This window comes from Streptomyces sp. NRRL F-6492 (genome assembly GCF_001280125.1).
Classification (GTDB): Bacteria; Actinomycetota; Actinomycetes; order Streptomycetales; family Streptomycetaceae; genus Streptomyces.
Genome location: NZ_LGEG01000264.1, coordinates 1 through 21,821 on the forward strand (window position 1 = coordinate 1; position 21,821 = coordinate 21,821).

A 21,821-nucleotide genomic window follows, 5' to 3' on the forward strand; every position below is an offset into this window, starting at 1 on the left:
CCGCTCCCCCAGCAACCGCAACGCCACCCCCACCGGCAACGGACCCAACGGCCGCACCACCTCCCCCGGCACCCCCAACGGCTCCCGACTCGTCGCGAGCACGGTCACTCCGGGGCAGCGCGTCAGCAGCGACTGCGCGAGTTGCGCCGCCGTGCCGACCACGTGCTCGCAGTTGTCGAGGACCAGCAGCATCCGGCGTCCGCCGCAGTGCTCCACGAGGTCGGCGAAAGGGTCCTTCGGTGCGGCGTCGGGGACGGGTGGCCGCTGCCAGAGCTGCGTCTCGCGGGCCCCGAGGGCGGTGAGGACGGCGGCGCCGACCGTGGAGCCGTCCCGTACGGAGGCGAGTTCGGCGAGGTGGACCGGGCCGTCGTACGTCCCGGCGGCCTCCAGGGCGAGCCGTGTCTTGCCGACGCCGCCCGGCCCGGTGAGGGTGACGAGCCGCCGGTCGCCCCAGGAGGCGGCGAGGTCCGCCAGTTCGTCGTCGCGGCCGATGAAGGAGGTCAGGCGGGCGGGCAGGGCGCCCGTCCGGTCTCCGGGGCCGGCGGGCCGTTCCTCCGTCAGGAGTGCGGCGTGCAGGGCGCGCAGTTCGGGCCCGGGGTCCGCGCCGAGGCGTTCCGCGAGGGCCGTGCGCACCTCCTCGTACGCCGCCAGGGCCTCGGCGGGCCGTCCGGCCGCCCGCAGGGCCCGGATCCGCAGGGCCTGGAGGGGTTCGTCGAGGGGCTGCCCGGCGGCGAGGGCTGCGAGCGGCGCGAGGACGTCGGCGGCCCGCCCCAGGGCCAGGTCGGCGGCGAACCGGTCGCGGCGCGCCTGCGCGTGCCGCTGTTCGGCCCGTACGACCAGGGGGTCCGCGTCCCGGCCCGGGAGGTCGGCGAGGGCGGGGCCGCGCCAGAGCACGAGGGCCTCGTCCAGGAGGGCGGCCGCCCCTCCGGCGTCCCCGGCGGCGAGCGCGGCGGCCCCCTCGGCGGCGAGCCGTTCGAAGCGGTACAGGTCGACGTCGTCCCGGACGGCGGCGAGGCGGTAGCCGCCGGGCTCCGAGGCGACGGCCTCCCGGCCCAGGGCCCGGCGCAGCCGGCCGACGAGGGCCTGGAGCGCGGCCGCGCGGTCCCGGTCGCCGACCGGGTCCGCGTCCGCCCAGACCTGGTCGATCAGCGTGCCCGGGGCCACCGCGCGCCCGCCGGCCGCCGCGAGGGCGGTGAGCAGGGCCCGGAGCCTGCCGCCGCCCAAGACGGCCTCCGTCCCGTCGTCGGTACGGAGGGCCTGACACGGACCGAGGACACGGTAGGACGGCTGCACCGGCCCATTCTGCCCCGCCGGCGTCCCGGGTCCCACCGATATCCCGGGCCGTCCCCGTCACCGGCACGGTCCGCCCGCCCCCGGTCCCGCGCGGCGAACTCGCGCCACGCCGTGTCACCGCCATGGCGTCGCCGGGGCGCGGGTTCGACAATGGGGGGGATGACCGATGACGACCCGCGTACCCGCAGTGGCGAGATCGGGCCCGCCGAGTGGCTCGCCATGAACCGGACCGGCAGCTTCGACTGGGATCTCGACACGGGCAGCATCGATGCCGACGAGTCCGGGCTGCTGGTCTTCGGCGTGGTCCCGGACGCCTTCGACGGGCGTCCCGAGACCCTCGTCGCGCGTCTGGCCCCCGACGAGCGGGTCAAGCTCCGGGGCGTGGTGCGCGAGGCCGTCAAGAGCGGCGCGGTCTCGTACACCGCGCACTTCCCCATCCCGCAGGACGACGGGCCACCCCACTGGACGCACGTGCAGGCGCGGATCCTGCGCTCGCCGGACGGGCGGGCCCGGCGGATCGTCGGCGTCGTGCGGGACACGACCGCCGAGGTGATGCACTTCGCCTTCGTGCGGGACCTGGAGAAGCGGCGCGAGGTCCAGACGAACATCGTCGAGCGGACGACGAACGCGCTGTCGCGCGCGGTGACCGTGGACGACGTGACGGCCGCCCTGACCGGCCCGGGCGGTCTCGCCCGGCTCGGCGCGGACGGTCTGGCGCTGGGGCTCGTGGAGAACGGCTCGCTGAACATCATCGCGTTGAGCGGGGGGACCCTCGACGTGCTCGACGGCCTCCGCAACCGCCGGCTCGACCGGCGGCTGCCGCTGGCCGAGGCGGTGCTGAGCGGCCGGCCCCGGTTCGTGTCGTCCTTCCCCTCGCTCGGGCGGGACTTCCCCGAACTGGCCCCCTATCTGCCCCGGCTCGACTTCCGGGCCGCCTGCTACCTGCCGCTGGTGGCGCAGGCGCGCTCGCTGGGCGGGATGGCCCTGTTCTACCGGGGCCGCACCTCGTTCAACCCCGACGAGCGGAACCTGGCGCTCGGGCTCGCGGCGATCGTCGCCCAGTCGCTCCAGCGGGCGATGCTCTTCGACGAGGAGCGGGAGCTCGCGACCGGGCTCCAGGCGGCGATGCTGCCGCGCCGGATCCCGGAGATCATCGGCGGCCAGATCGCCGTCCGGTACCACGCGGCGTGGAGCGGGCGGCAGGTCGGCGGCGACTGGTACGACGTGATCCCGCTGCCGCGCAGCCGGGTCGGGATCGTCGTGGGCGACGTCCAGGGCCACGACACGCACGCGGCCGCCATCATGGGCCAGCTGCGGATCGCGCTGCGGGCGTACGCGGGCGAGGGGCACGCCCCTTCGACGGTGCTGGCCCGGGCCTCCCGGTTCCTCGCCGAGCTGGACACCAACCGCTTCGCGACGTGTACGTACGCGCAGGTGGACCTGACGAGCGGCACCCTGCGCGCGGTGCGGGCCGGGCACCTCGATCCGCTGATCCGGCACAACGACGGGCGGGTGGGGCAGCCCAAGCTGCGGGGCGGGCTTCCGCTGGGCCTGGCGACCGTGTTCGGGGACGAGGAGTTCCCCGAGACGCGGCTCGACCTGGTGCCCGGGGAGACCCTGGTGCTCTGCACGGACGGGCTCGTCGAGCAGCCCGATTCGGACATCTCGTCCGGTCTCGCCGCGCTGGCCGAGGCGATCGCCACCGGTCCGCCGCAGGCCGAGGCGCTGGCCGACCACCTCTCCGACCGGCTGTGGGAGCGGTGGGGTTCGGGCGACGACGTGGCCCTCCTCGTGCTGCGGCGCAGCCCGGACCCGGGCACGCCCAGGGCGCCGCGCATCCACCAGTACATCCACCAGGCCGATCCGCAGGGCCTCTCGGACGCGCGGGCGGCCGTGGGGCAGGCGCTGCGCGACTGGGGCATGCGGGAACTCGCCGACGACGCCGAGCTGTTGACGGGCGAGCTGCTCGTCAACGTGCTGCTGCACACGGAGGGGGGCGCGGTGCTGACCCTGGAGGTGCTGCCCGAGCCGGTGCGGCGGGTGCGCCTGTCGGTGCAGGACCGGTCGAGCGCCTGGCCCCGGCGGCGCACCCCGGGCGAGGCGGCCACGTCGGGGCGCGGGCTGCTGCTGCTCGACGCGCTGGCCTCCCGGTGGGGGGTCGAGCCGCGCGGCGAGGGCAAGGCGGTGTGGTGCGAGATCGGCCCGGCGCCGGTGCCGGCCGACACCGCTCCCGGCGGCGGGTGAGTCCGCCGGGGGCGGTCCTGGGGGTCAGGCGCGCTGCCACACCGTGGTCGCGTTGCAGAACTCGCGGATGCCGTGGCCGGCGAGCTCGCGGCCGTACCCGGAGCGCTTGATCCCGCCGAAGGGGAGCGCGGGGTGGGAGGCGGTCATGCCGTTGACGAAGACGCCGCCGGCCTCCAGGTCGCGGACGAAGAGGGCGACCTCCTCCTGGGAGCGGGTCCACACGTTGGAACTGAGGCCGAACGGGGAGTCGTTGGCAATGGCGACGGCCTCCTCGACGTCACCGACCGGGTAGACGGTGGCGACCGGTCCGAAGGCCTCCTCGCGGTGGATCCGCATCTCCGGGGTGACCCCGGTGAGGACGGTGGGCCGGTAGTACCAGCCGTTCCGGAGCTGTTCGCCCTCGGGGCGGTGGCCGCCGCAGAGGGCGGTGGCGCCCCGGCCCACGGCGTCGTCGACGAGCTCCTCCAGGTCGGCGCGGCCCTGCTCGGTGGCGAGGGGGCCGACGTCGGTGGACTCGTCGAGGGGGTCGCCGACGGTGAGGGCGTTCATGGCGGCGGTGAAGCGCTCGGAGAAGTCGTCGTACACGTTCCGGTGGACGATGAACCGCTTGGCGGCGATGCAGGACTGGCCGTTGTTCTGGACGCGGGCGGTGACGGCGGTCTTCACGGCCGCGACGACGTCGGCGGAGGGCATCACGATGTACGGGTCGCTGCCGCCGAGTTCCAGGACGGTCTTCTTGATCTCGTCGCCCGCGACGGAGGCGACGGCCCGGCCGGCCGGTTCGCTGCCGGTGAGGGTGGCGGCCACCACGCGGGGGTCGCGCAGGACGCCCTCGACCTCGCGGGAGCCGATGAGGAGGGTCTGGAAGCAGCCCTCGGGGAATCCGGCGCGGCGGAAGAGGTCGCCCAGGTAGAGCGCGGTCTGCGGCACGTTCGAGGCGTGCTTGAGGAGGCCCGTGTTCCCCGCCATGAGGGCGGGCGCGGCGAAGCGGACGACCTGCCAGAGCGGGAAGTTCCACGGCATGACGGCGAGGACGGGCCCGAGGGGCCGGTAGTGGACGCGGGCCGTGTCCGCGCCGGAGTCCTGGACGTCGCTCTCCGCCGGGTGCTCGTCGGCGAGGAGCTCCTCGGCGTGGCGGGCGTACCAGCGCATGGCCTTGGCGCACTTGGCGGCCTCGGCGCGGGCGGCCGCGATCGGCTTGCCCATCTCGATCGTCATGGTGCGCGCGATGTCCTCGGTGTCCTCGTCGAGGAGGCTCGCGGCGGCGCGCAGGAGGCGGGCGCGTTCGGCGAAGGAGGTGGTGCGGTAGCGGCGGTACGTCTCGTGCGCGGCGGCGACGCGCCGCTCGACCTCCTCGGGCCCGTGGGCCTCGTAGGTGCGCAGCGTCTCGCCGGTCGCGGGGTTCACGGTGGCGATGCCCATGGCCTGTCTCCTCCTGCCTCGGCCCCCGTCCGACACCAACCTTCCGTGAAGAGCGGCGCGGCGCAACAGGGGGCGGGACGGCGGGGTGACCCGGACGGCCGCCGGGCGGGCCGTCCGGGCGTCAGGCGGTCAGCCAGGCCAGGGCGCCGGCGAGGTGGGCGCGGAAGAGCGGGTCGCGGTACGTCTCCGGGGCGTGCCCGAGGGCGGTGAGGAGGACGCGCCCCCGGTCCACCTCCCGGCACCAGACGAGCGGGTGGTCGTCGCCGTGGGTGCCGCCGCGGTACGAGGTCTCGTCGGCCCGGGCCAGGACCCGCGCCCCCCGGGGGGCGGAGGTGAAGTTGTACCACTCGTCCGTCCACTCCCAGCGGGCCGGGAGCGGGGCGGTCGCCGGGTGGTCGCCGGGGGCGACGAGGACGGTGCCGGGCTGGACCTCGGGGTGGCCGTCGAAGCGGGTGCCGAGCAGTTCCCCGTAGAACGGCCAGTCGGGTTCGGCGTTGGCGGCCGCGTGCACGGCGAGGAGGGCGCCGCCGCCCCGCAGGTACGCCTCGAAGGCGGTCCGCCCCTCGGGGGTCAGGACGGTCCCGGTCGTGGAGAGCAGGACGACGACGGCGCACCGGGCGAGCCGTTCGGGCGTGAAGGCGTCCGGGTCCTCGGTGACCTCGGCCGCCCGCCCCGCCTCCTCCGCCAGCTCCACGAGGGCGGCGGCGCCGTCGGGGATCGAGGCGTGGCGGTATCCGGCGGTGCGGGTGTAGATCAGGACGTCTGCGGTGGACACGCGGCGCACTCCGGGGAGAAGGGGCGGGGGGAAAGCGCTTTCCATGCTCGCCCCGACCGTAGCCACCGGGAGCCGCGCCCCGCAAGGCGCGATCCGATCCATTGTCGTATCGGATACGCCTCTGTATCTTTTGGCGCGCCGTACCCCTTCCGCACGCCCCGTCGCCCGTTCCGCCGAGGAGCCGTCATGAGCACCGTGCCGCCCGCGCTCGCCGCCGCCGTCGGGCCGTTGCCCGACGGGGTCGTCCTGCCGCTGCCGCCCGCCTTCGAGAGCGTCGAGGAGGAACGGCGGTACCGCAAGGAGCAACTGGCCGCCGGATTCCGGATCTTCGGCCGGTTCGGCTTCTCCGAGGGGGTCGCCGGGCACATCACCGTCCGCGACCCCGGTGACCCGGACGCCTTCTGGGTCAACCCGTTCGGGATGGGCTTCGGTCAGATCAAGGCCTCCGACCTGATCCTGGTCGACCACGAGGGGGTCGTCCTCGAAGGGCGCCGGCCCGTGAACCGGGCCGCCTTCGTCATCCACTCGCGGGTCCACGCGGCCCGTCCCGACGCGGTCGCCGCCGCGCACTCGCACTCCCTGTACGGCAAGGCCTTCTCCAGCCTCGGGATCCCGCTCGACCCGATCACCCAGGACGCCTGCGCGTTCTTCGAGGACCACGGGATCTACGACGACTACCGGGGCGTGGTGAACGAGACCGAGGAGGGCGAGCGGGTCGCCAAGGCCCTCGGCGCGTACAAGGCGGTGATCCTCAAGAACCACGGGCTGCTCACGGTCGGACGGTCCGTCGCCGAGGCCGTGTGGTGGTTCGTCACCATGGAGCGCTCCTGCCAGGCCCAGCTCCTCGCGATGGCCGCGGGCACCCCACGGCACATCGACCGGGAGACCGCGCTGCTCACGCGCGGACAGCTCGGCGGGCACCTGGCCGGCTGGTTCCAGGCGCGCCCGCTGTGGGATCAGATCACCGCGTCCGACCCGGACCTCTTCGACTGACCGCCGTCCGTCCGGCCCCCGGCTTCCGGGAGTTCGCGCGTCGAGGCCTCCAGGAACGCCGGGAGGAACTGGCGCTCCAGGCTGCCCGGCGGCAGCGCGTCCGGCTCCACGTAGCTCTGCGCGAGACCGCCCTCGCGCAGGGCGATGAGCAGGCGCGCGAACCGGTCGGCGTCCACGGTCAGTTCGCGTCCGGCCCGGCGCAGGACGAGCGTGAGGCCGCGGGCTATCTCGGCCCGTAGCCGCTCGTCGTGGCGCGCGAGCACCCAGGCGGCCTGCGGGTCCCGGATGGCGTGCAGGGTGAACTCGGTGGTCACCAGGTACCAGTCCCGCTCGTCCGGCTCCACGCGGGAGGCCAGTTCCGCGAGCCGGGCCAGGGTGTACTCCTCGGCCGTCAGCGCGTCGATCGACGCGGCGAGCCGCCGCACCGTCCGGTCGCTGTGCTCGTCGAAGAGGGCGAGGAAGAGTTCCTCCTTGCTCGCGAAGTTCGAGTAGTACGCGCCCCGCGTGTAACCGGCGCGCTCGCAGATCTGCTCGATCGTCGTCGCGTGGAAGCCGTGCTCGGCGAAGGTCTCCAGGGCGGCCTTCAGAAGCGCCGCGCGGGTGCGCGGCCGCCGCTTGGTGACACCTTTCGGCACGGGTGGTCCCTCCAGTTCGTCCGGGCCGCTCCCGCGGCGGACGCCCACCATACCGGCGCCTCCCGGCCGGGCGGGGATCAGCTCCGGCGGATAAAATTCAGACATGGGAGAGCGGCCAGCCGCGCCTGCGGCGCCCGACCTGGTCCTCGAGATCGACGGGGACGCGACGCTCATGGATCCGAGCCGCGTCTACCGCGTCGGACGGGACCCCACCAGCGACATCGTCCTCTCGGACGCCCGGGCGTCCTGGCACCACGCGGTGCTCAGCGCCTCCGCGGGCCGATGGACCCTGACCGACGAGGACAGTACGAACGGCACCTTCGCGGACGGCCGGAGGGTGGCCCGGTCGCGGGAGGTCGGCGCCGGGACCGTCGTGCGGTTCGGACACCCGGAGGACGGCCCGCGCGCCGTCCTCGCGAACGGTGCCCCGGCCCGTCCGGCACGGCCCGCGCCACCACCCCCGCCGCCCATACCGGAACCCGAGCCCGAGCACGTACGGGAACCGGAGCCGGGGCCGGAGGCCGCACGGGAGCCCGCTCCTGAGCCGGAGCCCGTACGACCCGAAGAGCGCGTGCGGGAGGAACCCGTACGGGAACCGGAGCCCGCCCCCGAACCCGTACGGGAACGGGAACCCTTCCCCGAGCCCGTACGGGAGCGGGGGTCCGGGCCTCCCCGGCCCCCTTCCGTCTCGCACCCCGCCGCCACCGGCACCTTCCGGCAGCCGACGTCCGTCCGGCCGCTGCCCGCGCACAGCATCCGCATCGGCCGTGCCCCCGACAACGACGTCGTCATCCCCGACCTCGTCGTCTCCCGGCGCCACGCCGAACTGCGCGCCCACCCCGACGGCACCTACTGGATCCACGACCTGGACAGCCACAACGGCACCTTCCTCAACGGCCGGCCCGTCACCGACGCCCGGGTGACGCCGGAGGACATCGTCGGCATCGGACGGTGCGCGTTCTGTCTGATCGGCGGACAGCTCGTCGAGTTCACCGACACCGGCGAGGTCTCCCTCGACGTGCGGTCGCTCGCCGTCACCGTCGACCACGGGCACAAGACCCTCCTGGACGAGGTGTCGTTCCCGGTGGGCGAGAAGTGCCTGCTCGCGGTCGTCGGACCGTCCGGCGCCGGGAAGTCCACGCTCCTGAACGCCCTCACCGGACAGCGCCCCGCCGACCGGGGCACGGTGCTCTACGACGGCCGCGACCTGTACCGGGACTACGCCGAACTGCGCCAGCGCATCGGGCTCGTCCCGCAGGACGACATCCTGCACCTCCAGCTGACCGTCCGCCGGGCCCTCGGGTACGCCGCCGAGCTGCGGTTCCCCGAGGACACCGAGCGCGCGGAACGGCAGGCCAGGGTCGACGAGGTGATCCGGGAGCTCGGGCTCACGGAGCGCGCGGACCAGCCGATCCACAGCCTCTCCGGCGGCCAGCGCAAGCGGGTGAGCGTCGCCCTGGAGCTGCTCACCAAACCGTCCCTCCTCTTCCTCGACGAGCCCACCTCGGGCCTCGACCCCGGCATGGACCGGTCCGTGATGCACATGCTGCGCGGGCTCGCCGACGACGGGCGCACGGTCGTCGTGGTGACGCACAGCGTGCTCAGCCTGGACGTCTGCGACCGGCTGCTCGTCCTCGCGCCCGGCGGCCGGGTCGCCTACTACGGTCCGCCCTCCGAGGCCCTCGGGTTCTTCGGCTTCACGGAGTGGCCGGAGGCCTTCGAGGCGTTCGAGAAGGAACGGGACCGCGACTGGGCGGGCGGCTACCGCTCCTCCCGCTTCCAGCGCCGGTACATCACCGACGCCGCGGCGGGCCCGGACCTCCCCCTGGGCGGGAACGCCCCGGCGGACGAGACGCCGGTCCCGCCGCCGAAGGCACAGAGCTGGAGCTCCCAACTGCGGACGCTGGTGCGCCGCTACGCGGCGGCGCTCTCCGCCGACCGCACCTTCATCGTCATCATGGTGGCGCTGCCGTTCGTGATGGGGGCGATGGCCCGTGCCCTGTCGGAGGGCAGTCTCAACCCCGAGTCGTCGCTGAACGTCCTGCTCATCCTCTGTGTGGGCGGGGTCCTCACGGGCGCGGCGAACGCCGTGCGCGAACTCGTCAAGGAACGCACGATCTACCGGCGCGAGAGAGCCGTCGGCCTGTCCCGGTCGGCCTACCTCGCCTCCAAGGTGGTGGTCCTCGGCCTGATCACGGTCGTGCAGGCGGTCGTCCTGACCCTGGTGGCCCTGATCGGCGTGCCGCTGAACGTGCCCGGCGGCAAGGGGGTCCTGATGCCCCCGCTGGTGGAGATCACCCTCGCCGTAGCGCTGTTGTCCTTCACCGCGATGATGCTCGGTCTGTTCGTCTCCGCACTCGTCCGCAAGGAGGAGGTGACGATGCCGCTGCTCGTCCTGCTCGCCATCGTGCAGGTGGTGTTCTGCGGGGCGCTCCTGACCGTGCGGGGCACGCCCGTCCTGGAGCAGCTGGCCTGGCTGGTGCCCTCGCGGTGGGCGTTCGCGGCGATGGGCGCGACGATCGACATCGGGAAGGTGGCGCCGAGCGACAAGACCACCGATCCGCTGATGCGGCACACGGCGGAGGCCTGGCTGTTCGACATGGGCATGATGGTGGTGCTCTGTCTGGTCCTCGGCCTGGTCGTGGCCCGGCTGCTGCGCCGCCACGAGCCGGTCGTCATGCGGAGGTAGGCCCGTGACCGTCCCCGTGTCCGCGTACGTGCCGGACTTCCGGCCCACCCACGTCGTGCCGCGCGACGGCCTGCCCGCCTGGGAGGCGCCCGACCCGGAGCTGCCCACGGCACCCCTGGACGCCTTCCTGCCGGTGCGGTTGGAGGAGCGGAGCGGGGACTGGGGGCGGATCCGGTGCTCCAACGGCTGGACGGCCTGGGTCGACGCGCGGCTGCTCGTCGGCGTCCCCGACGACCCGCCGGCGGCGGGCCGGCCCCTCACCAGGACCGCCGACCCCCGTCCGCTGATCGCCCGCGCCGAGGACGCCCTCGGCCGCTACCGGCGGGCCGCCGAGGAGCTGGGCGCGGGCCGCCTGGACGGCGAGGCCTTCCGGCTGCGGACCCGCGGCCTGCGGGTCGGCATGGTCGTCGACGGCGAGTCGGTGTGGCTGTACGACGCGGAGCACGAGCGCTGGGTGTACTGCGACGGCGCGGGGCTCAGCACGTACGCGACCGGGGGCGTACCCTCGGTCACCGCCCCGTCGCCCGCCTCCCCCGCGGTCACGCCTCCGGACGAGGAGACCGGGGCGACCGGGGAAGCGGGAAAGGCCGGGGAGGCCGGGGAGGCCGGGAGGAAGCCCGCGGACGGCGGCCACGAGCCCACCCGGGTGGTGCCCGCCGGACACGATCCGACCCGGGTGGTGCCCCTGGCCGACCCGGCGTCCGACCCGACCGGACCGACCGGACCGACCGGACCGACCGGACCGCCTCCGGCGACGCAGGTCGTGGGGCAGCCGTCCGAGGTGGTGGGACCACCGCCGACGCAGGTCGTGGGGCAGCCGTCCGACGCGGTGGAACCGCCCCCGCCCACACAGGTGGTGCAGCAGCCGTCCGACGCGGTGGAGGCACCTCCGACGCAGGTCGTGGAGCAGCCGTCCGACGCGGTGGAACCGCCCCCGCCGACGCGGGTCGTGGAGCGGCCGCCGACGGGTGAGGGCTGATGGCCGGCGGGGCGCATGCCGACCCGGGCCTTCCGGCGGGCCGGCCCTCGGGGCTCGTCGGCAAGGAGATCGCCGGCTACCGCCTGGAGGGCGAGATCGGGCGCGGCGGCATGGCGGTGGTGTACCGGGCGCGGGACCTGCGGCTCGACCGCACGGTGGCGCTGAAGCTGCTGGCCCCCGAGCTGGCCCGCAACGACACCTTCCGCAAGCGCTTCGCGCACGAGTCGCGGGTCGCCGCCTCGATCGACCACCCGCACATCGTGCCGGTCTTCGAGGCGGGCGAGACGGAGGGCGTGCTCTACATCGCCATGCGGTACGTCGCGGGGCAGGACCTGGTGGCCCTGCTGCACCGCGAGGGGCCGCTGCCGCCGGCGAAGGCCGGCCGGATCGCCGTCCAGGTGGCCTCCGCCCTGGACGCGGCGCACGCGCACGACCTGGTGCACCGGGACGTGAAGCCCGGCAACATCCTGGTGGCCGAGGGCACCGACCGCGACCATCCGGAGCACGTGTACCTGACCGACTTCGGCCTGACGAAGAAGTCGCTGTCCCTGACGGGCTTCACGACGGTGGGCGAGTTCGTGGGGACGCTGGACTACGTGGCGCCCGAGCAGATCTCCGGGAAGCCGGTCGACGGCCGGTGCGACGTGTACGGCCTGGCCTGCGTGGTGTTCGAGACCCTGGTGGGCGCGCCCCCGTTCCGCCGGGACACCGACTGGGCCGTGCTGTGGGCGCAGCAGTACGATCCGCCGCCGCCGGTGTCCGAGGCCCGGCCGGAACTCCCGGGGGCGGCGGACGCCGTCTTCGCGAAGGCGCTGGCGAAGACGCCGGAGGAGCGGTACGGGACGTGTCTGGAGTTCGTCACCCAGCTGCGCGCCGCCCTGGTGCCGGGCGCTTCGGGGGCGGCGGGTCCGGTGGTGGCCGGGGCGCCACGGCCGCTCGGCCCGCCGCCCGCCCCGCCCGCGTGGGCGCGCCCGGTGTTCCGGGAGCGGTAGGCCGCCGAGGGGCTACGGGGTGCCGGACGGCCCTGTCGCGTCGGGACCGTCCTTCCGGTGGACCGGCTGCTCGACCTCGCCCTTCCGGCGGACCCGGGTGGCGAGGAGGCCGCCGAGGAGGCCGAGGACCAGGCCCCAGAGGAGCGCGAAGCCGGCGATGGTCCAGACGTGCGGGCGCAGCAGCACCTGTCCGCCGAGCGAGTCGAGTTCGCCGATGCCGAGGACCGAGAGGCCGAAGCGGGCCTCGACGTGGGTGACCGGGGCGGCGACCAGCATGGTGAGCGCGAAGGCGACGCCCGTGCGCAGGGAGTGCTGCCGAAGCCGGGTCCGGGCCGGGGAGCGGACGGCGGCGGCGAAGGCGGCGGCGAGCACCAGGACGGCGGCGACGGGGAGCAGCCACCAGGCCCGTCCGTCCTGTTCGGCGAGCGAGGACAGGTCGATGGTCGAGAGGTCCGAGCCGCCGCTCCCGCCGCGCAGGACGGCGTCGAGGACCTGCGGCACGGGCAGGCCGAAGGGTCCCTCCGCCCTGCCCTCCCAGGAACCGCCGATGCCCACGCCGAGGGCAAGCCAGGTGACGTTGGGCAGGCCGAGGAGGAGGACCGCGAAGGTCTCGGCGGGGCGGCCCTTGGTCGCCGCGACGACGAGTCCGACGACCAGGCCCAGGAGCACGTACGCGAGGAGCAGGAGGAGCATCGCGCGGGCGGTGGGCCGGACGGGTTCCTGGTAGCGGACGAGCCGGGACGGCAGGGGGGTCCCGCGGGAGACGAGGAGGGCGACGAGGAGCACGCCGAGGATCCACAGGAGGCCGTAGAAGAGCGTGGGCCCCAGGTCGGTGCGGAAGCCGACCGTCGGGTTCACGGAGTCGAGGAGCTCGCCGAAGAGGTCCATGAGCGGGTCCTCGGCCTCCCCGCCGCCGACGGTGATCCGGAAGTCGTGGCGGGCGAGGGCGGAGAGCCCCGCGAGGGCGATCAGCCAGAGGACGACGACGGCCCCGGCGCGGAGCAGGAGCTCGCGGGCGCCGGTCACCGCGTGGTGGCGCAGGGGGCGCAGGAAGCAGTAGCCGGTGACCAGTGCGCCCACCAGGGTGACGGTGAGGGGCATGGCGGTCAGCTGGGCCTGGGTTCCGGCGAGGGCGCCGGCGTCGCCGGAGAGCTGGACCTCGCCGCCCGAGGCCATGACGACGACGGCGGCGAGGACGGCGGTGAAGCCGCCGGGCAGGTCGGCGGCGCCCGCGGCCCACAGGCCGAGTCCGGCGACGACGCCCATCGCGAGGTACCCGGCGACCACGGTCGCCAGGGCCTGGAGGGCGATCCGGGCGAAGAGCCCGGCCGGGGCCGCGGAGGGCCGCGTGGAGGTGGGGGGCCTGCTGCTCACGGTGGCCACGCTAGTACCGGGTACGGCGGCACGCTTGCGGACGGGACGGCCGCGGGTCCGTCCGGAGTCGCGGGGCGGAGCGTCTCCGCTTGCGGGCGGGCGCCTGTCGGCGCACACAATGGGCCCGGAACGGAAGAAAGGGAAAAACGTGACTTCCCACCCGCCGCCCGGGCCTTCGTCCGGTCCGCCGTCGGTTCCCCCCACAGGTCCCCCCTCGGGCCCCCTCTCGGGTCCGAGCACACGCCCGGGCGCCTCCGGCCCCCCGCCGCCGTCCGGACCCCCCACCGGCGGCTCCGGCGGCTCCGGCGGCTCCGGAGACTCCGGCGGCCCGGACGGCGGAGGCTCGTCCCGCTATCCCGGTGACGGCGGCAAGGGCGGCGGGCCGTGGTGGCGTTCCGTCCCGAAGGTCGCCTCGATCACCGCCGTGCTCGTGGCGGTCGTCGCCCTGGTCGTCGTGCTCACCAGCCGCTCCGGCGACGACGGCGGCACGACGAACGCCGGCGGCGGGGAGGTCTTCCTGCAGAGCGCCGCCGCGTCCGGCCCGGACCCGTTCACCCGGACGACGGCCCGCTCCACCGGCTCCGCCCCGCCGCCCTCGCTGCCGCCCCGCACCGGCTCCGCGCAGGCCGGCACGCCCCAGGTCTCGGGCGCCGCGCCCGGCCTCTACGGCGGGACGAAGTCGGTGGCGAGCTGCGACGTGGAGCAGCAGGTGCGCTACCTCTCCGGCGAGCCCGCGAAGAACGCGGCCTTCGCCTCGGTCCTGCGCATCTCGGCGAACGAGGTGCCCGGCTATCTCCGCTCCCTCACCCCGCTCCAGCTCCGGGCCGACACCCGGGTGACGAACCACGGCTTCAAGAACGGTTCCGCCACCGCGTACCAGGCGGTCCTCCAGTCCGGCACCGCGGTCCTGGTCGACGACCGCGGGGTGCCCCGGGTGCGCTGCGCCTGCGGCAACCCGCTGACCGAACCGGTGGCGCAGAAGAACCCCCGGACGACGGGCACCCCCTGGCCGGGCTACGAGGCCGACCAGGTGGTCGCCGTCACGCCCTCCACCACGGTCGTGAACGTCTTCGTGGTGTACGACCCCGAGGACGGCGACTGGTTCGCGCGGAAGCACGGCGACACCGGCGGCGGTGACGAGCCGACCTCGCCGCCGACGTCGACGTCGACCTCCCCGGCGCCGTGCGTCTCGGACCCGGAGGGCTCGTCGCCGTGCCCCTCCGACAGCGCCTCCCCCGGCCCGTCGACGTCCACGCCGGGCCCCTCGTCCGACTCGTCACCGCCGCCGCCCGAACCGCGGCCCGACTCGTCACCGCCGCCGCCCGAACCGCGGCCCGACTCGTCGCCACCGCCGCCCGAGCCCCGGCCGGACTCGTCACCGCCGCCGCCGGAGCCCCAGCCGGACTCCCCGCCGTCGCCCGAGCCGCAGCCGGACACCTCCACCCCGAACTCGGGGCCGGCCCCGGAGACCTCGGGGGACGCGCCGGCGGACCCGAACACGGGCGGATCGGCGGCCGTCCGGGCCTGAGCCGGGCCCGCCCGCGCGCCCCGAACAAGACGCCGCCCCCGCGGGGCGGCGCCTTATTCGGGTGCCCGTCCGGGACGACGCGTGTACGGTCCACCGAGTGGAACCACTGACCGAGAAACAGATCCGCTCGTCCTTCGTGAACTGCACCAAGGGCGAGGCGGCACGGCTCAAGCTGCCGCTCGACTTCGCCGAGCTCCCCTGGGACGACCTGGACTTCCTCGGCTGGGTCGACCCGGGCGCGCCGCTGCGCGCGCACCTGGTCGTCCCGGGCGAGGACGGACCGCTCGGGGTGTCCCTGCGGGTCCCGGCCGCCGGCCGGACCAGTGCCATGAAGTCGAGCATGTGCCAGGTCTGCCTGACCGGGCACGCCTCCTCGGGCGTGACGCTCCTCGTGGCGCCGCTCGCCGGGAGCCGCGGCCGCGAGGGGAACACGGTCGGGATCTACCTCTGCGCCGACCTCGCCTGCTCCCTCTACGTCCGGGGCAAGCGGCAGCCGAAGCTGCGCGGCCGGCGCCAGGAGGAGTCCCTCACCCCCGACGAGCAGATCGCGCGCATGACGGCCAACCTCGGCGCCTTCGTCCGGCGGGTCACGGCGGGCTGACGGCCCGCCGTGGCCCGGGCGGGCGGAACGCTCAGCGGAAGGCCTGCTCGCCGGTGAGCGCCTTGCCGATGACCAGGGAGTGGACCTCGCTCGTGCCCTCGTAGGTGAGCACCGACTCCAGGTTGTTGGCGTGGCGCAGCACCGGGTACTCCAGGGTGATGCCGTTGGCGCCCAGGATCGTGCGGCACTCGCGGGCGATGGCGATCGCCTCGCGCACGTTGTTCAGCTTGCCCACGCTGACCTGCTCGGGGGTGAGCGCGCCCGCGTCCTTCAGCCGGCCCAGGTGGAGGGCGAGGAGCATGCCCTTGCCGAGCTCGACGGACATGTCCGCGAGCTTCTGCTGCGTCAGCTGGTACGAGGCGAGGGAGCGGGCGAAGACGGTGCGGTCCCGGGCGTAGGAGATCGCCGTCTCCAGGCAGTCGCGGGCGGCGCCGAGCGCGCCGAAGACGATGCCGAAGCGGGCCTCGTTGAGGCAGCCGAGCGGGCCCGAGAGGCCGCGGGCCTCCGGCAGCACCGCGTCGGCCGGCAGCCGCACGTCCTCCAGGACCAGTTCGCTGGTGACGCTCGCCCGCAGCGACAGCTTCATCCTGATCTCGGGGGCACTGAAGCCGGGGGTGCCGGCCGGGACGAGGAAGCCGCGGACGCCGTCCTCGGTGCGGGCCCAGACGACGGCCACGTCGGCGACGGAGCCGTTGGTGATCCACATCTTGGTGCCGTTGAGCACCCAGTCGGAGCCGTCCCGCTTGGCGTTGGTCCGCATGGCGCCGGGGTCCGAGCCGGCGTCCGGCTCGGTGAGGCCGAAGCAGCCGATGTACTCGCCCGCCGCCATCTTCGGCAGCCACCGCCGCTTCTGCTCCTCGGAGCCGTACTTCCAGATCGCGTACATGGCGAGGGAGCCCTGCACGGAGACCAGGGAGCGCAGCCCGGAGTCGACGGCCTCCAGCTCCAGACAGGCCAGGCCGTACGCGACGGAGTTGGTGCCCGCGCAGCCGTACCCCTCCAGGTGCATGCCGAGCACGCCGGTGCCGCCGAGGGTGCGGGCGAGCTCGCGGGCGGGGATCTCGCCCTTCTCGAACCAGCCGGCGACGTGCGGCCGCAGCTCGTGGTCGGCGACGGCCCGGACGGTGCGCCGGATCTCGCGCTCCTCGTCGGTCAGCAGCCCGTCGACGGCGAGCAGGTCGAAGGGGTGGACGGGGGTGGACGACGACTTCACGGACGGCCTCCTGGCGGTGGGCGACGGGCGCCTGTGACGGGTGGTGACGGGCGCCTGCGACGACTCGGCGTGCCGAAGCGTAGCCGTACATCGGATATTGGATCCAGTATTGAAAATCCGTCGGCCCGGCCCTACGGTCCGGTGGACTGGATCCAATATCCGAATCCGATGTATTGGATCCGATGTATTGGATCCGACATCCGGTCGCCGATCCCGAGGAGAGCGGAATGCGCGCAGACCAGCCGGACACGCCCGACACCGCGCCCCACGCCGCACCCCACACCGCACCCGGCACCGCGCCCGGCGCCCTGTCCGGGATCGTCGTCGCGGACTTCGGCCGGGTGCTGGCCGGGCCGTACATGACGATGCTCCTCGCCGACCTGGGCGCGGACGTGATCAAGATCGAGCGGCCGGGGTCGGGCGACGACACGCGCGCGTGGGGGCCGCCGTTCGCGGACGGGCAGGCCACGTACTTCCTCGGGGTGAACCGCAACAAGCGCTCCGTGTCGCTCGATCTGACGGATCCCGGGGACCTGGCGGCGGCGCGCGCGATCGTGGACCGGGCGGACGTCCTGGTGGAGAACTTCCGGCCGGGCACGATGGAGAGGCTGGGACTCGGCTACGAGGAGGTGCGGGCGACGAACCCGGGGCTCGTCTACTGCTCGGTGACCGGCTTCGGGACCGCGGAGGGCGCCCGGCTCCCGGGGTACGACCTGCTCGTGCAGGCCATGGGCGGTCTGATGAGCGTGACGGGCGAGCCGGACGGGCCGGGGACGAAGACGGGGGTCGCCCTGGTCGACGTCGTCACCGGCCTGCACGCCGGCATGGGCGTGCTCGCCGCGCTCCGGCACCGGGAGCGGACCGGCGAGGGCCAGCGCGTCGAGGTCTCGCTGCTCGGCTCCCTGCTCTCCGCGCTCACCAACCAGGGCGCGGCCCACCTGGGGGCGGGGGTCGTGCCGCGCGCGATGGGCAACCGGCACCCGAGCATCACCCCGTACGAGGTCTTCGAGGCGAAGGACCGGCCGCTGGTCCTGGCGGTGGGCAACGACCGGCAGTTCCGGGCACTGTGCGAGCGGCTCGGCCTGCCGGGGCTGGCCGGGGAGGCCCGCTTCGCGACCAACTCGGCCCGGGTGGCCCACCGGGAGGAGTTGGCGGCGGCCCTTGCCGGGCCGCTCGGCGGCCGTACCGCCGACGCCTGGTTCGAGGAGCTGACGGCGGCCGGGGTGCCCTGCGGGCCCATCAACGACCTGGCGGACGCCTTCGGCCTGGCGGACCGGCTGGGGCTCGCCCCGCGCGTCCCCGAGTCCGCGGCGGGACCCGGTCAGGTGGCCCATCCGATCCGGTTCGGCGCCACCCCGGCCTCCTACCGGTCCGCTCCCCCGCGCCTCGGCGAGCACACGGACGCCGTGCTCGGCGCGGAGGGACGGGCCCCGCGCACGCCCTGACGCGGGGAGGATCCGTAGGAAGATGGTCACCGTCGGCGGAGCGGTCCGGCGGCGGCACGAGGAACGGAAGGTCACAGGGGATGAGCAGCGCGGTGCAGAAGCGGCGGCCGCAGACCGCCCAGCAGTTCGTCCTGGAGGAACTGCGGCGCGCCATCACCACCGGCGAGCTCAGGCCGGGCGACCAGATCCGCCAGGACGCCCTCGCGGCGCGGTTCGAGGTGAGCCGGGTGCCGCTGCGCGAGGCCCTCAAGGCCCTGGAGGCCGAGGGGCTGGTGGTCCATCACATACACAGGGGCTACTTCGTCGCGGAGCTCTCGCTCGGCGACCTGGAGGAGATCTACCGGATCCGGGAGCTCCTGGAGACGGAGGCGGTCCGCCTGGCCGTGGGGCGGATGCCGGAGGGCACGGTCGGCGCGCTCGAACGGATCCAGCGCGAGGTGGAGCGGGCCGCCGCCGACGGGGACGTGCCCGCGATGGCGGCGGCGAACCGGCTCTTCCACTTCACCCTGATCGAGGCGTCCGGGATGCCGCGCCTCGTGCGCCTGATCGCGACCCTGTGGGACTCCACCGACGCGTACCGCTCGCTGTACTACGCGGACGCCCCGCACCGGAAGCTGGCCGTGCGGGAGCACCGGGCCGTGATCTCCGCGCTCCGGCACGGCGACGAGGCGGCCGCCGTCCGCTGGCTGGACGAGCACCGGGCGCACGCGGTGGCGGCGCTGCGCGCGGTCCTGGAGCGGGACGCCGACTGACCCCTGCCGGCGGAAGACCGGGCGCCGCCCGCGGAGTTGCCCCCCGCGCCCGTCCGCATGGAGCACGGAGCACGGAGCACGGGGGTCTGGTCGGCATCGTCTCTCGCCGGCGCCGGCGAGTTCCGCGTCTCGTCGGCGGCCCACCGGGACTCGGGCCACCGCATCGAGGTCGTCCACCGCCCACCAGGTCGTCATCGACGCGGACACCCGACGCGCGTACGGTGCGGACCGCCGGGCGTTCGCCGTCCGGTGCGCGGCCGAGGACCGCACAGGGGTGCCGGCCTCCGGCGATCAGATGGTGAAGCGGTCGGGATCGGCGGACTTCCAGTCGGCCGCCCAGGAGGCGGGCGGTTCGGCGAGCAGCTGTCCTGGTCGGAGCCATTCGTAGAGTTCTTCGTAGGAGCGTTCGGTGACGGGGTCGAGGCGTCGGCGGAGCATGTGCGGGCGCAGTTGCGCGGGATCGGTGACGCCCATGGAGGCCATGATCTGCAAGGCGCTGGCCACGGTCGCCTCCTGGAAGCGCTGGACGCGCAGCGTCTTGTCGGTGACGTCGATCGCGCGGGCCCGGCGGGGGTCCTGTGTCGTGACGCCGGTGGGGCAGGTGTTCGTGTGGCAGCGCTGGGCCTGGATGCAGCCGACGGCGAACATCATCGCCCGTGCGGCGTTGCCGTAGTCGGCACCCTGCACCATGCGTTTGACCAGATCGGCACCGGTGGCGATCTTCCCGCTCGCCCCGATCCTGACGCGGTCGCGCAGGCCCGCGCCGACGAGGGCGTTGTGCACGGTGAGCAGGCCCTCGGTGAGCGGGGTGCCGAGGTGATCGGCGAACTCGAGCGGCGCCGCGCCCGTTCCGCCTTCGGCTCCGTCCACCACGATGAAGTCGGGAGTGGTGTCCTCCTCCAGCATGGCCTTGCACACGGCGAGGAACTGCCGGCGTGAGCCGACGCAGAGCTTGAACCCGGTGGGTTTTCCTCCGGACAGGTCCCGCATGCGGGCGATGAAGCGCACGAGTTCACGCGGGGTCGAGAAGACCCGGTGGTACGGCGGGGAGACGACCGTGCGCCCCTCGGGCACCCCCCGGACCCGGGCGATCTCGGCGTTGACCTTGGCCCCCGGCAGAACGCCGCCGATGCCGGGCTTCGCTCCTTGCGAGAGCTTCAGGGACACGCACTTGACGTGGTCGTGGGCGGCCTTGTCGGCGAACTGGGACGGATCGAAGTCGCCCTCTTCGGTCCGGCAGCCGAAGTAGCCGGTTCCCATCTCCCAGACGAGGTCGCCGCCCGGGCGCAGGTGGTAGTCGGAGAGACCGCCCTCGCCGGTGTCCTGGGCGAAGCCGCCGGCCGCGGCGCCCCCGTTGAGCGCGAGGACCGCGTTGGCCGACAGGGAACCGAAGCTCATGGCGGAGACGTTGAGCAGCGCCATGTCGTAGGGGCGGTCGCAGTCAGGCCCTCCGATCCGTACGCGGGGAGGGGTCTCGGGTACCGCACGGGGTGCCATGGAGGGCACGAGGAACTCGTGCCCGGCCTCGTACACGTCCCGTTCGGTGCCGTAGGGCTCCTCCGCGTCAGTGCCCTTGGCGCGCTCGTAGACGATGTTGCGCACGTCCCGGTCGAAGGGACGGCCGTCGTAGTTCCGCTCGATGAAGTACTGCTGGAGCTCCGGACGTATCCGCTCCATGAGGAAACGGGCGTGCCCGAGGACGGGGTAGTTGCGCAGCACCGAGTGCCGGCGCTGCAGCAGGTCCCACGCTCCCAGCAGACCCAGGAGCGCGAGCGGAACGACGGCGAGCCACCACAGAGGTGAGGCCTCCGTCCCGGCTACGGCTGCCGTGACTGCGGCGCAGAGGATGAGTACGACGATCACCACACGTATCACGCGATGCGCCTTGCCCCGTGGCGGGTCACCACGCCCCTTGCCTGATCAAAGATCTCTAAAGTCTTCGAACAGGACCCGTCATGTCAGGGGCCGTCTCCCGCGGGCCCGTACGGTCGCCCGTGCGGTACGCCGACGACCGTCCGGGCTCCTCGACGTCGACGACCGCGAGCGGTTCGTTCCCGGACCGTGGATCGGTACCGGTGCCGGGGTACCGACCCGGGGCCCCTCGCGTGCGCCGGGGCGGCGCGGACCGGAAGCGCTTTACCAGGGGATCTCCCCCTCGTCGCTGAAGAAGCGGCCGGTCGGCTCGTGGCCCTCCACGGTGGCCAGCCGGATCGCGGCGACCGCGCCTTGTCGGGGGGTGCGCACGCCGCGGAAGTCGTTGAGGTCGGTCGCGGTGAAGCCGGGGCAGACGGCGTTGATCAGGATGTGCGTGCCGGCCAGTTCCTTGGCGTACTGCACGGTGACGGCGTTGAGGAAGGTCTTGGACGGCGTGTAGGCGATGGAGATCGGGCCGGTCTCGGTGCCCGGAGTGGTCTGGAGCGTGAGGGAGCCGACGCTGCTGGACACGTTCACGATCCGCGGCGACGGCGAGCGGCGCAGCATCGGCAGCAGGGCGTTGGTGACGCGGATGACGCCGATCACGTTGGTCTCCACGGCCGCCCGTACCCGGTCCACGTCGACCGTGGTGGGTTCCTGGGGGTGGCCGCCGGTGATCGCCGCGTTGTTGACGAGTGCGTCGAGCCGCCCGGCCCGCTCCTCCAGCAGCCGGGCCGCCGCGGTCACGCTCGCGTCGTCGGTCACGTCCAGCGGTACGCCGAACGCGTCGGCCCCGGCCGCGCGCAGCTCGGCCACGGCGGCCTCGCGCCTCTCCTCGTCCCGCGCGCCGACGCCGACCGACCAGCCGAGCGCGCCGAGCCCGGCGGCGATCTCGTACCCGATGCCCTTGTTGGCCCCGGTCACCAGGGCGACCTTGGGGTGGTTCACGGTGTTCGTCTCAGTCATGACGTC

Annotated in this window: 17 protein-coding genes; 9 read left to right on the top strand and 8 right to left on the bottom strand. The window is 74.3% G+C overall.

Translation table 11 applies throughout. The features are described 5' to 3' along the window. The coding region (locus tag ADL08_RS30845) for an AfsR/SARP family transcriptional regulator (RefSeq protein WP_420709615.1) at window positions 1-1,329 on the bottom strand (1,329 nt) is incomplete at its 3' end. Window positions 1,330-1,452: 123 nt separating this feature from the next. On the opposite strand from ADL08_RS30845, the gene ADL08_RS30850 reads away from it, so the two are divergent. After that, the gene (locus tag ADL08_RS30850; protein ID WP_053648818.1) at window positions 1,453-3,537 is read left to right on the top strand and encodes a SpoIIE family protein phosphatase; all 2,085 of its coding nucleotides are present in this window, start codon (window positions 1,453-1,455) and stop codon (window positions 3,535-3,537) included. Window positions 3,538-3,561: 24 nt separating this feature from the next. Here ADL08_RS30850 and ADL08_RS30855 read toward each other — a convergent pair whose 3' ends face one another. Both ADL08_RS30855 and ADL08_RS30860 read right to left on the bottom strand, forming a co-directional pair. Further along, the gene (locus ADL08_RS30855) at window positions 3,562-4,959 is read right to left on the bottom strand and encodes an NADP-dependent succinic semialdehyde dehydrogenase (protein ID WP_053648819.1); all 1,398 of its coding nucleotides are present in this window, start codon (window positions 4,957-4,959) and stop codon (window positions 3,562-3,564) included. Window positions 4,960-5,080: 121 nt separating this feature from the next. After that, complete coding sequence (locus tag ADL08_RS30860) at window positions 5,081-5,779, bottom strand: ThuA domain-containing protein (RefSeq protein ID WP_053648821.1); 699 nt, start codon at window positions 5,777-5,779, stop codon at window positions 5,081-5,083. 141 nt (window positions 5,780-5,920) lie between these two features. Here ADL08_RS30860 and ADL08_RS30865 point away from each other — a divergent pair, with 141 nt between their 5' ends. Further along, window positions 5,921-6,727, top strand: coding sequence for a class II aldolase/adducin family protein (locus ADL08_RS30865; RefSeq protein ID WP_053648823.1), 807 nt, complete (start codon window positions 5,921-5,923; stop codon window positions 6,725-6,727). Here ADL08_RS30865 and ADL08_RS30870 read toward each other — a convergent pair. Then, window positions 6,691-7,362: a TetR/AcrR family transcriptional regulator gene (locus ADL08_RS30870; RefSeq protein WP_053648851.1), complete on the bottom strand. Its 672-nt coding sequence runs from the start codon at window positions 7,360-7,362 to the stop codon at window positions 6,691-6,693. The genes ADL08_RS30865 and ADL08_RS30870 overlap by 37 nt on opposite strands. A 103-nt stretch (window positions 7,363-7,465) precedes the next feature. Between ADL08_RS30870 and ADL08_RS30875 the strand changes: the two genes are divergently transcribed. Genes ADL08_RS30875 through ADL08_RS30885 form a run of 3 tightly spaced genes read left to right on the top strand, consistent with a single transcriptional unit; the run spans window position 7,466 to window position 12,022 of the window. Next, window positions 7,466-10,051, top strand: coding sequence for an FHA domain-containing protein (locus ADL08_RS30875; protein ID WP_053648824.1), 2,586 nt, complete (start codon window positions 7,466-7,468; stop codon window positions 10,049-10,051). A 4-nt stretch (window positions 10,052-10,055) separates the two neighbouring features. Continuing rightward, the gene (locus ADL08_RS38555) at window positions 10,056-11,030 is read left to right on the top strand and encodes a hypothetical protein (RefSeq protein ID WP_234352329.1); all 975 of its coding nucleotides are present in this window, start codon (window positions 10,056-10,058) and stop codon (window positions 11,028-11,030) included. Further along, window positions 11,030-12,022 (top strand): serine/threonine-protein kinase, encoded by a 993-nt coding sequence (locus ADL08_RS30885; protein WP_053648826.1) that lies wholly within the window; start codon window positions 11,030-11,032, stop codon window positions 12,020-12,022. The genes ADL08_RS38555 and ADL08_RS30885 overlap by 1 nt, the downstream gene beginning before the upstream one ends. Window positions 12,023-12,034: 12 nt before the next feature. Here the strand turns inward: ADL08_RS30885 and ADL08_RS30890 are convergent, their stop codons facing one another. Continuing rightward, window positions 12,035-13,396: a streptophobe family protein gene (locus ADL08_RS30890; RefSeq protein WP_053648853.1), complete on the bottom strand. Its 1,362-nt coding sequence runs from the start codon at window positions 13,394-13,396 to the stop codon at window positions 12,035-12,037. Between the two features lie 424 nt (window positions 13,397-13,820). On the opposite strand from ADL08_RS30890, the gene ADL08_RS36900 reads away from it, so the two are divergent. Both ADL08_RS36900 and ADL08_RS30900 read left to right on the top strand, forming a co-directional pair. After that, entirely contained in the window at window positions 13,821-14,924 is a 1,104-nt protein-coding gene (locus ADL08_RS36900) for a DUF6777 domain-containing protein (protein WP_199837124.1), read from the top strand. 97 nt (window positions 14,925-15,021) lie between these two features. Further along, on the top strand, window positions 15,022-15,525 hold the full coding sequence (locus ADL08_RS30900; protein WP_053648830.1) for an FBP domain-containing protein: 504 nt from the start codon (window positions 15,022-15,024) through the stop codon (window positions 15,523-15,525). Between the two features lie 31 nt (window positions 15,526-15,556). Here ADL08_RS30900 and ADL08_RS30905 read toward each other — a convergent pair whose 3' ends face one another. Continuing rightward, window positions 15,557-16,738 carry an acyl-CoA dehydrogenase family protein gene (locus ADL08_RS30905; protein ID WP_053648832.1) on the bottom strand — a complete coding sequence of 394 codons (1,182 nt, stop codon included), beginning with the start codon at window positions 16,736-16,738 and terminating at the stop codon, window positions 15,557-15,559. Window positions 16,739-16,965: 227 nt separating this feature from the next. Between ADL08_RS30905 and ADL08_RS30910 the strand changes: the two genes are divergently transcribed. Continuing rightward, entirely contained in the window at window positions 16,966-18,183 is a 1,218-nt protein-coding gene (locus ADL08_RS30910; protein ID WP_234352330.1) for a CaiB/BaiF CoA transferase family protein, read from the top strand. Between the two features lie 80 nt (window positions 18,184-18,263). Next, window positions 18,264-18,935 (top strand): GntR family transcriptional regulator, encoded by a 672-nt coding sequence (locus ADL08_RS30915; RefSeq protein ID WP_053648834.1) that lies wholly within the window; start codon window positions 18,264-18,266, stop codon window positions 18,933-18,935. A 291-nt stretch (window positions 18,936-19,226) separates the two neighbouring features. Here ADL08_RS30915 and ADL08_RS30920 read toward each other — a convergent pair whose 3' ends face one another. Beyond that, window positions 19,227-20,810 carry an FMN-binding glutamate synthase family protein gene (locus ADL08_RS30920; RefSeq protein WP_053648835.1) on the bottom strand — a complete coding sequence of 528 codons (1,584 nt, stop codon included), beginning with the start codon at window positions 20,808-20,810 and terminating at the stop codon, window positions 19,227-19,229. 261 nt (window positions 20,811-21,071) lie between these two features. Continuing rightward, the gene (locus tag ADL08_RS30925; RefSeq protein ID WP_078968235.1) at window positions 21,072-21,815 is read right to left on the bottom strand and encodes an SDR family oxidoreductase; all 744 of its coding nucleotides are present in this window, start codon (window positions 21,813-21,815) and stop codon (window positions 21,072-21,074) included. Window positions 21,816-21,821: the final 6 nt, after the last annotated feature.